The organism is Mesorhizobium sp. ISC15 (assembly GCF_037162615.1).
Classification (GTDB): Bacteria; Pseudomonadota; Alphaproteobacteria; order Rhizobiales; family Rhizobiaceae; genus Mesorhizobium; species Mesorhizobium mediterraneum.
The window spans coordinates 2,123,115-2,138,104 of sequence record NZ_JAVSPX010000001.1 but is presented as its reverse complement, the minus strand read 5'-3'; the positions used below and the strand labels follow the sequence as shown (position 1 = coordinate 2,138,104).

Annotated in this window: 11 protein-coding genes; 7 read left to right on the top strand and 4 right to left on the bottom strand. The window is 63.2% G+C overall.

The features are described from left to right. Positions 1-63: 63 nt before the first annotated feature. The 3 genes from ggt to RPG13_RS10390 form a co-directional block, all read right to left on the bottom strand. Positions 64-1,803, bottom strand: coding sequence for a gamma-glutamyltransferase (ggt, locus tag RPG13_RS10400; protein ID WP_337124989.1), 1,740 nt, complete (start codon positions 1,801-1,803; stop codon positions 64-66). A 447-nt stretch (positions 1,804-2,250) separates the two neighbouring features. After that, positions 2,251-3,543, bottom strand: a complete 1,293-nt coding sequence (rhaI, locus tag RPG13_RS10395; protein WP_337124988.1) for an L-rhamnose catabolism isomerase — start codon at positions 3,541-3,543, stop codon at positions 2,251-2,253. A 168-nt stretch (positions 3,544-3,711) separates the two neighbouring features. Beyond that, positions 3,712-5,814, bottom strand: coding sequence for a bifunctional rhamnulose-1-phosphate aldolase/short-chain dehydrogenase (locus tag RPG13_RS10390; protein ID WP_337124987.1), 2,103 nt, complete (start codon positions 5,812-5,814; stop codon positions 3,712-3,714). Positions 5,815-6,026: 212 nt separating this feature from the next. Between RPG13_RS10390 and RPG13_RS10385 the strand changes: the two genes are divergently transcribed. The 7 genes from RPG13_RS10385 to RPG13_RS10355 all read left to right on the top strand — a co-directional run bounded on the left by RPG13_RS10385 (position 6,027) and on the right by RPG13_RS10355 (position 13,163). Beyond that, the gene (locus RPG13_RS10385; protein WP_337124986.1) at positions 6,027-6,836 is read left to right on the top strand and encodes a DeoR/GlpR family DNA-binding transcription regulator; all 810 of its coding nucleotides are present in this window, start codon (positions 6,027-6,029) and stop codon (positions 6,834-6,836) included. A gap of 45 nt (positions 6,837-6,881) precedes the next feature. Beyond that, positions 6,882-7,877 (top strand): rhamnose ABC transporter substrate-binding protein, encoded by a 996-nt coding sequence (gene rhaS / locus RPG13_RS10380; protein ID WP_127290369.1) that lies wholly within the window; start codon positions 6,882-6,884, stop codon positions 7,875-7,877. A gap of 85 nt (positions 7,878-7,962) precedes the next feature. After that, positions 7,963-9,504, top strand: a complete 1,542-nt coding sequence (locus RPG13_RS10375; protein ID WP_127290367.1) for a sugar ABC transporter ATP-binding protein — start codon at positions 7,963-7,965, stop codon at positions 9,502-9,504. Beyond that, on the top strand, positions 9,501-10,478 hold the full coding sequence (locus tag RPG13_RS10370; RefSeq protein ID WP_127290365.1) for an ABC transporter permease: 978 nt from the start codon (positions 9,501-9,503) through the stop codon (positions 10,476-10,478). Before RPG13_RS10375 ends, RPG13_RS10370 begins: the two co-directional genes overlap by 4 nt. Beyond that, positions 10,475-11,476, top strand: a complete 1,002-nt coding sequence (locus RPG13_RS10365; protein ID WP_127290363.1) for an ABC transporter permease — start codon at positions 10,475-10,477, stop codon at positions 11,474-11,476. The genes RPG13_RS10370 and RPG13_RS10365 overlap by 4 nt, the downstream gene beginning before the upstream one ends. Then, positions 11,476-11,793: an L-rhamnose mutarotase gene (gene rhaM / locus RPG13_RS10360; protein ID WP_127290361.1), complete on the top strand. Its 318-nt coding sequence runs from the start codon at positions 11,476-11,478 to the stop codon at positions 11,791-11,793. The genes RPG13_RS10365 and rhaM overlap by 1 nt, the downstream gene beginning before the upstream one ends. Beyond that, complete coding sequence (locus RPG13_RS10355) at positions 11,790-13,163, top strand: FGGY-family carbohydrate kinase (protein ID WP_337124985.1); 1,374 nt, start codon at positions 11,790-11,792, stop codon at positions 13,161-13,163. The genes rhaM and RPG13_RS10355 overlap by 4 nt, the downstream gene beginning before the upstream one ends. Here RPG13_RS10355 and RPG13_RS10350 read toward each other — a convergent pair whose 3' ends face one another. Then, on the bottom strand, positions 13,164-14,990 hold the full coding sequence (locus RPG13_RS10350; protein ID WP_337124984.1) for an alanine racemase: 1,827 nt from the start codon (positions 14,988-14,990) through the stop codon (positions 13,164-13,166). It lies immediately after the preceding gene.

Genomic DNA, 14,990 nt, shown 5'->3' with positions numbered 1-14,990 from the left:
CTGCCGATATTCAGGTGATGCCGGCCTGACCTGAATCTCAACAGACCCCGGGGCGCACGAAACCTAATATCCGATTGCCTCGCCGGATGCGGCGCGGCTATCGATAGCGCCATTGTAGCGGGCGCCGCCGCCCTTTTCGATCTCGGCTAGGCTCTTGCCGCCGACCAGGATGCCGGCCGCCTGGCCCCAGGTCGCCTCGGTGACATCGAGGTGGTAGCCCATGCCGGCAAGCATTTTTTCGGTGTCCGGCGACAGGCCAAACGGCTCGATGTAGACCGTGTCGGGCAGCCACTGGTGGTGGATGCGCGGCGCGTCGATCGCCTCCTGGATGTTCATGCCATGATCGACGACATTGACGATCGCTTCTAGCGTGATGGTGATGATGCGCGAGCCGCCGGGGCTGCCGATGACCATGAACGGCTTGCCGTCTTTGGCGACGATGGTCGGGCTCATCGACGACAGCGGCGTCTTTCTCGGCTCGATCGCATTCGCCTCACCCTGGACCAGGCCGTAGAGATTGGGCACGCCCGGTTTCTGGGTGAAATCGTCCATCTCGTTGTTGAGCAGGATGCCGGTGCCGTCGGCGACGACGCCGGCGCCAAACGAGCCGTTCAGCGTATAGGTCACCGCAACGGCGTTGCCGTCATTGTCGACGATCGAATAATGCGTCGTTTCCTGGCTCTCGCCAAAACCCTTCGGCATCAATTCCTGCGACACGCCGGCCCGGAACGGATCGATCTTTTCGCGGATTTCTTTCGCATAATTCTTGTCGAGCAGCTTTTCGACCGGATTGTCGACGAAGTCGGGGTCGCCGAGCGCCGAGTTGCGATCGACATAGGCATAGCGCATCGCCTCGACCATGACTTTGACGGTTTCGGCGGAACCGGCGCCGAGATAGGACAGCGGGTAACCTTCCAGCACGTTGAGGATCTCGCAGATGATGACGCCGCCCGAGCTCGGCGGCGGCGAGGAGGTGATCTCGTAGCCACGGTAGTTGCAGGTCACCGGCTCGAGCTCGCGGACCGCGTAGGTTTCGAAATCCGCCTTGGCCAGAATGCCGCCCTTCTCCGCGCTCGCCCTAACGATGCCGTCGGCGATCGGTCCTTTGTAGAAGGCATCGCGACCTTGCTCCGAAATGGCTGAAAGCGACGCGGCGAGGTCGGCCTGAACAAGGCGCTCGCCGATGGCATACGGCTTGCCGTCCGGCTTCAGGAAGATGGCAGCGGCCGCTGGGTCCTTGGCCAGCCGCTCGGCGCCGCCTTCGAGCGAGGCGACATCGCCCTGCTCTAGCACGAAGCCGTCCTTGGCATAGCCGATCGCCGGCGCCATCAGGTCCTGCCGCGTCAGCGTGCCGTACTTTTCCCGTGCCATCTCGAAGCCGGCCACCGAGCCCGGCACGCCGACCGCGAGATAGCCGTTAAGGCTGGCGCCTTTCACCGGCTTGCCGTCCTTGTCGAGATACATGGTCTTCGTCGAGGCGAGCGGCGCCCGCTCGCGGAAATCGAGAAAGGTCGAGCGGCCGTCCTTGAAGCGGATGGTCATGAAGCCGCCACCGCCGATATTGCCGGCGTTCGGATAGACCACAGCCAGCGCGTAGCCGACGGCAACCGCCGCATCGACGGCGTTGCCGCCTTTCTTCAGCACCTCGACGCCGACTTCCGACGCAAGATGCTGGGCGGTCACCACCATGCCATGCTCGCCCTTCGCCGGCTGTGGCGAGGCGGCGAATGCGGCCACCAGCGGCGCAAAGGTCAAGGTGAGGGAAAGACTGACGGCGATCAACGTTCGGCGGGTGTGGTGCATGGCCGTTCTCCGAGGGGCGTTGGATGTGCCTAGAAGACCCTGTCGGAGGGGACGAGTCCATGGCTGTGAGGGAAAGATTCGGGGATGCCGTCATGCCCCGTCGGCGAAGCTGCCGATCTCCCCCCTTGCGGGGGAGATGCCCGGCAGGGCAGAGGGGGGGTGGGAAGGATCGCCAACTTTCGATTTCAGCTATTCCCAACCGGAAACAAGTCTGAGGACTTGACTACGATTGTTTGACAGTCGGAGGGACAGCACCCCCCTCTGTCCTGCCGGACATCTCCCCCGCAAGGGGGGAGATCGGACTTCACCTTCGGTTTTCGCCAACCTCCAAGGCTGAAAGCAAGCAATCTGTTCTTGCTTTGTGCCGGCAACTGTGCTATTGATTTCTATACGGTGCTGATTTGCGCCGCGACCCGCCACTGGCGGGTTTTTCGTTTCAGGCCGACATCAAACAATCCCACCGCTGCCGCCGGCAACCGCCGGCCGTTCCGCCGCGACCTTGGCCCGGTAGCCGGCCGCCCGGTAGGCGGCAACCGGATCGATGGCGCCGCCCGTGTTCAGCCGCGCCATGGCGAGGATCGGCTCGACATCGGTGCGATAGGCGGCTTTCAGCGTCTGCGTCGCCATCAGCGCGTCGTTAGCGTCCTGATAGCCTTCCAGTGCCTTGCGATCGACCAGCAGCGCTTGCGCATAGGCGCGCTGCACCTCGACCGCCGACAGCATCAGGCTTTCGATCGGATCGGTGACATTGTGGCTCTGGTCGAGCATGTGGGCCGGATCAAAACCTTCGGCACCGGAAAGCTCGGCATCGACCAGCTCGTTGAAGACGAGGAACAGCCGATAAGGATCGATCGAGCCGGCGTCGAGATCGTCGTCGCCATATTTCGAATCGTTGAAATGGAAGCCGCCGAGTTTCTTGAACTGGATCAGCCGCGACACGATCATCTCGATGTTAACGTTGGGCGCATGGTGGCCGAGGTCGACCAGGCAGAAGGCCTTGTCGCCGAGCTCTTTGGCGATGATGTAGTTGGTGCCCCAATCCTGCACGACGGTGGAATAGAAAGCCGGCTCGTACATCTTGTGCTCGGTGAACAGCTTCCAGTCGTCCGGCAGTCCAGCGTAGATCTCCTTCATCGCGTCGAGATAGCGTTCGAACGCCTTGGCGAAATTGACCTGGCCGGGGAAATTCGAGCCGTCGCCGATCCATACCGTCAGCGCCTTGGAACCCAGCGCCTTGCCGATCTCGATGCATTCGAGATTGTGCTCGACCGCCTGCCGGCGCGTTGCGGCATCGGCATGCGACAGCGAGCCAAATTTGTAGGAAAGCTCCTGGTCTCGGGCGTCGGAAAACGTGTTCGAATTCATCGCGTCGAAGCCGAGGCCGAAGCGGGAGGCCGCCTGTTTCAGCCGGTTCGGATCGGCCTTATCCCACGGAATATGCAGCGAGACGGTCGGCGTTGCCTGCGTCAACTGCCGGATGACGGCGCAATCCTCGATCTTGTCGAAAATGTCGCGCGGCTCACCGGCGCCGGGAAAGCGGGCAAAGCGGGTGCCGCCGGTGCCGACGCCCCAGGACGGGATCGCCACAGCGAATTTTTCGACCTTGCCGCGGATGGCGTCGATGGCGATGCCGCGGCGGTCGAGGCGCGCGCCGAGCGAACCATAATCGCGCTTGAGGTCGGCTTCGCGCGCGGCATTGTCCTTGTCGACGATATCGGCGGAGATGATGGTTTCGGACACTGCGTTTCCTCCCAAAATGCGTTCGGTTGGCGCTGCCCCTCATCCGCCTGCCGGCACCTTCTCCCCGTATGGAGACGGGGAGAAGGTGAAGCTCCGCCGCTGGCGACCCCTCTCCCCGTTCTTCACGGGGAGAGGGTAAGGGTGAGGGGCAGCGCCGCCTTCAAACTATTAGCGCGTAAAGCTCTGCGCGTTGCCCGCGTCGACATTGACGATGTTGCCGGTCGACTTGGCCGACATGTCGGAGGCGAAGAAATAGATCGCCTCGGCGATGTCTTCGGGGAACACCGAACGCTTCAGCATCGAGCGCGAGCGATAATGCTCCTCGAGATCGTCGGTCGACATCTTGTAGGCGGCGGCGCGCTGTTCCTTCCACTCGCCGGTCCAGATCTTCGAGCCGCGCAGCACCGCGTCCGGGTTGACGACATTGACCCTGATCTGCGCTTCCGCGCCCTCCAGCGCCAGGCAACGCGCCAGATGGATCTCGGCGGCCTTGGCCGTGCAATAGGCAGCGGCATTGGGCGAGGCTGCAAGGCCGTTCTTGGAGGCGACGAAGACGACGTTGCCGCCGATCTTCTGCGCGCGGAACAACCGGAATGCTTCCCGCGAAACGAGGAAATAGCCTGTCGACAAGATGTCCATGTTCTTGTTCCACAGCGCCAGCGTCGTCTCCTCGATCGGCGCCGAGGTTGCCAGGCCGGCATTCGACACCAGAATATCGATGCCGCCGAACTCGACCGCGGTCTCGGCGAAGCCGAAGATCACCTGGTCTTCAGCGGTGACATTGATGACCAGCGGCCGCACGAAATCCTTGCCATAAGCTTGGGCCAACTCACCATTGGCGCTGGCAAGGGCGGCTTCGTCGATATCGGCCAGCACGACGCAGGCGCCTTCGCGCAGCAGCCGGTTGGCCGTCGCCCGGCCGATGCCGCCGGCGCCACCGGTGACCAGCGCGATCTGGCCGGCCAAGGCTTTCGGCTTCGGCAGACGCTGCAGCTTTGCCTCTTCGAGCAGCCAGTATTCGATGTCGAAAGCCTCCTGGTCGGGCAGGCCGACATAGGCCGACACCGTCGAGGCGCCGCGCATGACATTGATGGCGTTGACGTAGAACTCGCCCGATATGCGCGCCGTCGCCTTGTCGCCGGCGAAGGTGAACATGCCGACGCCGGGCATCAGATAGACCACCGCATTCGGATCGCGCACGGGTGGCGAATCCGCATGCTTGCACCTGTCATAGTAAGCCTGATAGCCAACCCGATACTCCGCCACGTCGTCGGCGAGACGGGCGATGACGGCATCGACATCGGGATTCTTGGGATCGAACTCGATGACCAGCGGCCGGATCTTGGTGCGCAGGAAATGGTCGGGGCAGGAGGTGCCGAGGGCCGCCAGTGGGCGCAAATCCTTCGAATTGACGAATTCGAGCACGGCGGGCGAATCGTCGAAATGGCCAAGCTTGTGGCTCTTCTCCGAGATCAGGCCGCGGATCCTCGGCATCAGCCTTGCCGCCACGGCGCGACGCGCCGGCGCGTCGAGCGATTTGACCACTTCACCACCGAAAATCGGCTTGCCTTCAGACTTGCGCTCGAACCAGTCGATCGCCTGGTTGATCACCGAGATCGTCGTCTCGTAGCATTCCCGAGGCGTCTCGCCCCAGCTGAACAGGCCATGGCTCGCCAGCACGACACCCTTGGCCTTGGGGTTCTCGATGCAGAATTTTTCCAGCCAGAGGCCAAGCTCGAAGCCCGGACGCTTCCATGGCAGCCAGCCGATCGTGTCGCCGAAGATCTCCTTGGTCAGCGCTTGCGAATCCTTGGCGGCGGCGATGGCGATGATGGCGTCGGGATGCATATGGTCGACATAGGGCTTCGGCACGAAGGCGTGCAGCGGTGTGTCGATCGAGGCCGCGCGTGGGTTAAGATTAAACGTGCAATGGGGCAGATAGCCGACCATCTCGTCCTCATGCTCGACGCCGCGATAGAGGCCCTTCAACGCGCGCAGCTTGTCCATATAGAGAGTGGCGAAGCCGTCGAGCTTGATCGAGGCGCTGTCGCCGCCCGAGCCCTTGACCCACAGCACTTCGACGTCCTCGCCGGTGAGCGGATCCTTTTGCCAGATCTTGGAGGAGGTGTTGCCGCCGCCATAGTTGGTGACGCGCTTGTCGGAGCCGAGAACATTCGAGCGATAGACGAGACGTTCCGGCTCGCTCATTGCTTGGGCTTTCGCGTCATCCCAAAGATTGGCGAGGCGCGTGCCGGAGCGCTTGTCGAGCATAGGTAATCCTCCCGTGACGTGAGACGCGCAAAACGGTGCGGTCAAGCCACCGCATAGCGGGTCAGCTTTGGTCGAATGTCCACGGAAGCGGCGGCATTGTCAATCATAAACGATCAAGATTGATCATATTGCACCGCACAATGGAATTATATGATCGGAAATGATTGACACTGCGCTTTTTGGGTGCCTAGATGCTCAGGCAGGGAGGAACCATGCACGAGAAAGAGCGCCACAGGATCATTTTGTCCGCCGTCCAGGAAAAGCCTGTGGTGACGGTGCAGGAAATGGTCGACCTAACGGACTCGTCCGAGGCGACGATCCGGCGCGACATCGCGGCGCTGCATGTGCAAAAGCGCCTGCGCCGCGTGCGCGGCGGCGCCGAGGCAATCTCGCCACCGCAGTTCATTGGCCTTGCCGGCCGGCCTTTTTCCGTCAACGAGACGATCAACGCTTCGCAGAAGCGGGCAATCGCGCGGGAAGCCGTGGAGTTGTGCAAGGAGGGCGAGCCGATCATCATCAATGGCGGCACCACCACCTTCCAGATGGTGCATTTCCTGACCGGCCGCCGCATGCCGATCTTCACCAATTCCTTCCAAATCGCCGAGCACCTGCTCAAGCACTCCAAGAACACGGTGATGCTGTCGGGCGGCACCATCTACCGCGAGCAGAACATCATCCTGTCGCCCTTCGAAAATGACGTGACGCGCAATTTCTATGCCCGCCGCATGTTCATGGGCGCGCAAGGGCTCGGGCCGTTGGGCCTGATGGAAGGCGATCCGCTGCTGATCCAGGCCGAGCAAAAACTGATCGACCAGGCCGACGAGCTGGTGGTGCTGGTCGATTCGTCGAAGTTCCGCAAACGCTCGAGCCTGATCCTGTGCGGCCTGTCGCGCATCGCCACCGTCATCACCGACGACGGCATCGAGGATCGCGAGGCCAAGATGTTGGAGGCCGCTGGTGTGACGTTGATCGTCGCCCGCACAGCGGCAAGCAATAAGGAAGAATCTTCGCTGCAGGCCTGAGGCCCGCAGCGGCGATGGAATGCAACGCTCAAGGGAGGATATTCGATGAGCTTTCTTAGGAAATTGATGGTTACGGCGGCGTTTTCGGCCGCCATGTTCGTGAATGCCGCCTATGCCGAGAACGTCAAGATCGCGCTGGTGGTCAAGTCGCTCGGCAACGGCTTCTTCGATGCCGCCAACAAGGGCGCCGAAGAGGCGGCCAAGGAACTCGGCGGCGTCGACATCATCTACACCGGCCCGACCAAGGCGACCGCCGAAGCGCAGATCGAAGTGATCAATTCGCTGATCGCCCAGAAGGTCAACGCCATCGCCATTTCGGCCAATGACGCCGACGCGCTGGTTCCGGCGCTGAAGAAGGCGATGGATCGCGGGATCACCGTCATCTCGTGGGATTCCGGCGTCGCTCCGGAAGGCCGCCAGCTCCACCTCAACCCGTCCGACACCAACCTGATCGGCGAGACCATCATCAAGCTTGCCGCCGACTACCTGCCGGAAGGCGGCGATGTCGCCATCCTGTCGGCTTCGTCCACCGCGACCAACCAGAACGCCTGGATCGACGCGGCCAAGAAGGTGCTGCCGGAGAAATTCCCGAAGATCAACCTCGTCGCCACCGTCTATGGCGACGACGACTCGGCCAAGAGCACGGACGAGGCCAAGGGCCTGCTAAAATCCTATCCGAACCTCAAGGCGATCATCGCACCGACCACGGTCGGCGTTGTCGCCGCCGCCCAGGTGGTGACTGACGCGAACCTGATCGGCAAGGTCAACGTCACCGGCCTGGCGTTGCCGTCCGAGTTCAAGAAGTTCATCGACAACGGCGCCAGCCAAGCGGTTGCGCTGTGGAACCCGATCGATCTCGGCTATTCGGCCGTCTACCTCGCCCATGATTTGGCGGTGAAGAAGGAAGAAGCCAAGCCAGGTGCCACGCTGTCGATCGGCCGCGTCGGCAAGGTCACGCTCGACGATACCAACTCGGCCGCGATGGCTCCGCCCTTCAAGTTCGACAAGTCGAACATCGAAGAGTTCTCCAAGATCTATTGATCCTGGAGCCCTTCAAGCCGGTGCGGCGGGACCTCAGGTCCCGCCGCGCCTTCAAACGAACCTTGCTTCAGGGCTTGATACGACTATGGACACGACAGCCCAACTCAACCCGACGACCGAGCAGCCTTTGGCTCCGGCTCCGCGCCTGACCCTGTCCGGCATCTCGAAGAGTTTTCCCGGCGTGCGGGCGCTGCACGATGTCAGCCTGTCGCTCTACCCCGGCCAAGTCACCGCGCTGATCGGCGAGAACGGCGCCGGCAAGTCGACGCTGGTCAAGATCATGACCGGCATCTACCAGCCCGACGCAGGCACCATCAGTATCGACGCCCAGGCCGTCACCCTGCCCAGCGCCCATGCCGCCTTCGGGCACGGCATCACCGCCATCCATCAGGAAACCGTGCTGTTCGACGACCTGACGGTGGCCGAGAACATCTTTCTCGGCCATGCGCCGCGCACCCGCTTCGGCACCATCGACTGGCGCACCATGCGCAAGAACGCTCGCGAGGTGCTGGACACGATGCGTGCCGGGCACATCGACGCCGACGCGCGGCTGAAGGATCTCGGCATCGCCAACAAGCATCTCGTCGCAGTCGCCCGCGCCATGTCGATCGACGCGCAGATCGTCATCATGGACGAGCCGACCGCAGCGCTTTCGCTGAAGGAGATCGAGGAGCTCTTCTTGCTGGTCGAGTTCCTGAAGAGCGAAGGCAAGGCGATCCTGTTCATCAGCCACAAGTTCGACGAGATCTACCGTATTGCCGACCGCTATACGGTGTTCCGCGATGGCGAGATGGTCGGCGAAGGCCTGATCAGGGATGCCGGCCAGAGCCAGATCGTGCGCATGATGGTCGGCCGCGCCGTCGATCATATCTTTCCCCAACGCACGGCCGAGATCGGTGCGCAGGTGCTCACTGTCTCCGGCCTGTCGCATCCGACCGAGTTCGACGACATCGGCTTCGAGCTGCATAGAGGCGAAATCCTCGGCTTCTACGGCCTTGTCGGCGCCGGCCGCAGCGAAGTGATGCAGGCGATATCAGGCATCACCCGCACCAGCGGCGGCACGATCGCGCTGGAAGGCAAGGCGATCGCGCCGAAATCGGCGGCGGATTCGATCGACGCTGGCATCGTCTATGTGCCGGAAGAACGCGGCAAGCAAGGCGTGGTGATCGGCCTGCCGATCTTCCAGAATATCTCGCTGCCCTCGCTCAAGCGCACGTCCAAATCGGGCGTGTTGCGGCTGGCGGAGGAGTTCGCGCTGGCTCGTTCCTATACCGAGCGGCTCGACCTGCGCGCCTCTTCGCTCAGCCAGGATGTCGGCACTTTGTCCGGCGGCAACCAACAGAAGATCGTCATCGCCAAATGGCTGGCGACCGCACCCAAGGTGATCATCCTCGACGAGCCGACCAAAGGCATCGACATCGGTTCCAAGGCCGCCGTGCACGGCTTCATGGCCGAGCTCGTCGCGCAAGGCCTGTCGGTGATCATGGTCTCGTCCGAACTGCCCGAAATCCTCGGCATGTCCGACCGGGTCGTCGTCATGCGCGAGGGCCGTATCGCCTCGGTCTACGAGAATAAAGGGCTCGACGCGGAAACGCTGGTCAAGACGGCAGCGGGGATCGCGGCATGAAGGCTCTTCTCAAATATCGCGAAGTCTGGCTGCTCGCGGCAATCGTCGTGCTGATCGGGCTGATCTCGATGCGCTTTCCGGGCTTTGCCAACCCGGCCAATCTGCGCCAGGTGTTCAACGACACTTCGATCCTGATGATCCTGGCGCTGGGTCAGATGGTGGTGATCCTGACCCGCTCGATCGACCTGTCTATGGCATCCAATCTCTGCTTCACCGGCATGGTGGTGGCGATGCTGAACGCCGCGCATCCCGCAATCCCGATCCCGCTGCTGATCGTCATCGCACTGCTGGTCGGCCTGGTGCTGGGCGCCATCAATGGCCTGCTGGTATGGCGGCTGAACATTCCCTCGATCGTGGTGACACTCGGGACGCTCACCATCTATCGCGGGGCCACCTTCGTCATTTCAGGCGGCGCCTGGGTCAATGCCGATCAGATGAGCCCTGATTTCATCGGCCTGCAGCGCGCGGCCTTCCTCGGCATTCCCGTCCTGTCGTGGATCGCCATACTGGTCATTGCCCTGTTCTTTCTCTTGATGACGCGCACCGCGCTCGGCCGCTCGATCTACGCCATCGGCGTCAACCCGACGGCATCGGTCTATGCCGGCATCGATGTCGGCCGGACCAAGTTCGTCGTCTTCTGCATTTCGGGGATGGCCGCCGGTCTCTGCGGTTATCTCTGGATCTCGCGCTACGTAATCGCCTCGGTCGAGGTCGCCAACGGCTACGAGCTCAACATCATCGCAGCCTGCGTCATCGGCGGCATCTCGATCGCCGGCGGCATCGGCTCGGTCGGCGGCGCGGTTCTCGGTGCGCTGTTCCTCGGCATCATCTCCAACGCACTGCCGGTTATCAACATCTCGCCGTTCTGGCAGATGGCGATTTCGGGCAGCGCCATCATCCTGGCCGTGGTGCTCAACGCGCGCGGCGAACGCCGGCAAGGCCGCATCATCCTCAAAAAGGCGGAAGCGGCATGACCGACACCCCAGCCCCACGCCACATTCCCGACCGGCTCGACAAGCCATTCACTTCGGCGATCTTCTCATGGGAGGCACTGCTGGTCGCGGTGGCGGTCGCCATCTTCGCCGTTAACAGCTTCGCCTCGCCCTATTTTCTCGACGCGTGGTCGCTGTCGGACCTGACCTTCAACTTCACCGAAAAGGCGCTGATCGCGCTTGCCATGGCGCTGCTGATCATTTCCGGCGAGATCGACCTGTCGGTCGCCGCCATCATTGCGCTGGCTTCGACGATGATGGGCATGGCGGTGCAGGCCGGCGCCGGCACGCCGGTGCTGGTGGCGATCGGCATCCTGGTCGGGCTCGGCTGCGGCGCCTTCAACGGGCTGCTCGTCACAAGGCTGGGTTTGCCGTCGATCGTCGTCACCATCGGCACGATGAGCCTGTTTCGCGGCGTCGCCTTCATCGTCCTCGGCGACCAGGCCTACAAGGGCTATCCCTCGAGCTTCGCCTTTTTCGGCCAGGGCTATGTCTGGTGGGTGGTGTCGTTCGAACTGACGCTCTTCCTCGTCGCGGCCGTCATCTACTGGTTCCTGCTGCACCGGACGAGCTTCGGCCGCCGCGTCTTCGCCATCGGCAACAACCCGGTTGCGGCGCAGTTTTCCGGCGTGCGCGTCGGCCGCATCAAATTCATCCTGTTTTGCCTGACCGGCCTGATGGCGGGCATCGCCTCGGTGCTGATCACCTCGCGCCTCGGCTCGACCCGGCCGTCGATCGCGCAAGGCTACGAACTGGAGGTCATCACCATGGTGGTGCTCGGCGGCGTCAGCATCCTGGGCGGCGCCGGCAGTATAGTGGGCGTGGTGCTGGCCGCCTTCATCATGGGGCTGGTCACCTTCGGCCTCGGCCTGCTCAACGTGCCCGGCATCGTCATGTCGATCTTCATCGGGCTGCTGCTGATCATCGTCATCGCGCTGCCGATCGTCTGGCGGCGCGTGCGGCGGGAGCGCTTCACCTGATGCCCGAGAAATACGCGTTCAAGATGAAGCTCAATCCCGGCATGAAGGCCGAATACAAAAGGCGCCACGACGACATCTGGCCGTCGCTGGTCGCCCTGCTCAAACAGGCCGGCGTTTCCGACTACTCGATCCATCTCGACGAAGAGACCAACACCTTATTCGGCGTGCTGTGGCGGCTCGACGCCCACGGCATGGACGAATTGCCGAAGCACCCGGTGATGCAACGCTGGTGGGCCGAGATGGCCGACATCATGGAGACCAAGCCTGATAACGAGCCGGTGGCGGTGCCGCTGGAAACAATGTTCCATATGGAATGACCCGCCACGTCGCCGTCATCGACATCGGCAAGACCAACGCCAAGGTGGCGCTGGTCGATCTCGCCGACATGCGCGAAGTCGCGCTGCGCCGCATGGCGAACGCGCCCGTCACTGACGGTCCCTCCTACCCGCACCACGATGTCGCGCTGCTGTGGTCGTTCATCCTCGACAGCCTCGCCGGGATTAATCGCGAACAGCGCATCGACGCGATATCGATCACCACCCATGGCGCGACGGGCGTGCTGGTGGACGCTGCCGGTGAGCTGGCGCTGCCGGTGCTCGACTATGAATTCGCCGGACCAGACACCCTCGCCGAGGACTATGACGCGGTCCGTCCCGCCTTCACGGAGACGGGCACGCCGCGCCTGCCGGTCGGCCTCAATCTCGGCGCGCAATTCTTCTGGCAGCAGAAGCGCTTCCCCGCGGAGTTCGCCAAGACCGCCGCGATGCTGATGTATCCGCAATATTGGGCGTTGCGCCTGACCGGTGTCGCTGCCAACGAGGTGACCTCGCTCGGCTGCCACACCGATCTGTGGAGCCCGTGGAAAGCGGATTTTTCATCGCTGGTTGACCGGATGGAATGGCGCCGGCTGATGGCGCCGGTGCGGCCGGCGAAGGATTGGCTCGGCCCGATCCTGCCCGCGCTTGCCAAGCTAGCCGGGCTCGACGCGCAAACGCCGGTGTTTTGCGGCCTGCACGATTCCAACGCATCGCTGCTGCCGCATCTCCTGTCGGATAGACCGCCTTTCTCCGTCGTCTCGACCGGCACTTGGGTGGTGTCGATGGCCGTCGGCGGCAACAAAGTCACGCTCGACCCGGCGCGTGACACATTGGTCAACGTCAACGCGCTCGGCGATCCGGTGCCGTCGGCGCGCTTCATGGGCGGCCGCGAGTTTTCGCTGCTGACCGAAGGCCAACCGGAAGACTGGAGCGAAGAGGATGTTGAAGCGGTGTTCGCCAGGACAGCTCTGCTGCTGCCGGCAACGCAACAGGGTTCGGGGCCGTTTCCGCACCACACTGCCGCATGGCTCAACGCCGACGGCATCAACAGCGGCCAGCGCTTTGCCGCCATCTCTTTCTACCTGGCGCTGATGACCGCGACGTGCCTCGATCTGATCGGCGCCGACGGCCCTGCTATCGTCGAAGGCCCATTCGCCAGCAACCGGCTTTTTGTCAGCATGCTGGCGGCAGCAACGGCGCGTGCCGTCATTGCGTCCGAGGCAGCGACCGGCACCAGTATCGGCGCTGCCTTGCTGGCGTCCGACCAAAGAACGGTCCAAGGCAAAGGCGAAAGGATCGAACCGCCAGCCGGTCCAGCCTGGGCAAACTATGCGCGCTCGTGGCGTGCGGCGGTCGAGGCGCGAGGCTGATCACAAAATCCGCTTGCCGAAAGCCGACATGACGAAGTTGACGGTGTCTGTCGCAATCCGCGATTCCAAATCGGCGGTCAGGCCGGAAACATCCATCGACAACAGCCCGCCGGACAGCGCGATCGCCTCCATCGCCTGATGCGTTTCGCGCACAGTGATGCCGCCGGAGCCAGCCGCCCAACCGGCGAATTCGGTCACCTCAGGCGAATAGCTGACATGGAAGCCCTGCGTGCCGGAGGTGGCGATGCGGATCGCCTCGTGCATCAGGTCGCGCATGCCCATGGCGTCGATATCCGTCATGGTGAAGGCAGAGACGCGCGAATCCTTCAGTACCCGAGCCTCGGCCGGATCGGCATGGCGCAAACCGACTATGACGACATTTTCCGGCGACAGCTGCGGCTGCAGCGCGCCGGGCTTGTGATCGAGGCCGAGCGCCCGCGCCAGCACCGAACCTTCCGGCAGGTCGATGCCGTCCTCGTCCTCGGGCATCAAGGCGGCGATGGAGTCGATCCAGATCAAACCGAAGGAGTGTGTCGCCCGCGCGGTCGTCGTCAGCGCTCTGTGGGCGACGCGCCGATCACTGCCGGCGGTGAGCCGGATCAGGCCGGACGGTGGCCGCTCGATATCGGCCAGTTCGACCACATCGAAATTCATTGCCTCCAGCCGGGCGCCGGTCGCTTCCCGGGCCAGTATGCCGGCGGCAGCCGGTTCGGCTGATATCGACACCATCTTGCGGCCGGAAAAATCCTCGACGTCGTGCATCGGGGCCTTTTCGACATATTCCGAGGTCATCGCCAGCAGCATGGCGCCATAGCTCATACGGAAGGCGACACGGTCGCCGACGGCGGGTGGCGGCTCGGCGTCGGTCACGTCGAGCAGCAGATGGTCACTGGAGGCGCCGAGCACCCGCACACCCTTGGCGATCGGGGTGAGCCCTTCGATCAACACGTCCTCGCGGCCGATATTGGCGATGGCACGCAACCTGTCGCCCTCGTCGGGAAACACTGGCTGGTTGCCGAAAGCGTCGTAGCCGGATTGGCCGATCGGCCGCGACGGCTTTAACTTGACCTCGATGATGTCGCTGGTCAGGCGGCAGGCATCGGGTTCGAGTTCGGCCCACGGCGTGTCGCGGAAGGTTTCGACGCCGCCTTGCAATATCGCCTCGCCGACGCGCAGATTGTTGATGCCGGCGGGCAGCTTGCCTTCCAGCAGCAGCTTCAGCGACGATGACGCTCCGCCGGAAATCCAGTCGAGCCTTGTACTGGACAGCCGCTCGGTCTTGTAGGCGTGGGCGACGAGTTGCCCGAGATTTTCCTCGGTCGGCATGATGGCGCCGAAGCAGCCAAGATTGGTGCCGATGCCGGCGATACGCACGCCCCTGAGCGCTAGTATCTGCTCGACAGTGGGCACGAGATCGTTCGGCCAGATGCCTTCCCTGAGATCGCCGAGATCGATCATCAGCAAGATGTCGTGAACGCGGCCCATGCGCTCGGCGATGCGCGATAGCTCGCGGATGGTGGCGAGTTCAGACTGCAGGCTGATGTCGACGGTGCGCACCACCTCCTCGATGCGCGCCATCGGCGGGCTGCGCAGCAGCATGATCGGCGCATTGATGCCGCTGTCGCGCAGCCGGCGGATGTTTTCGAAGCGCGATTCGGCGATGCCGGCGACGCCGCCGCGCAGCATGGCGCGAGCTACCTGCGGCATACCGCAAGTGCCCTTGGTGACGCCGAAGACCTTGATGCCGGACAGGGCGCAGCGGTCGACGATGGTGCGCGCATTGCGCTCGATGCGGCCAAGGTCGATGGCGACTTGCGGTCCCGACAT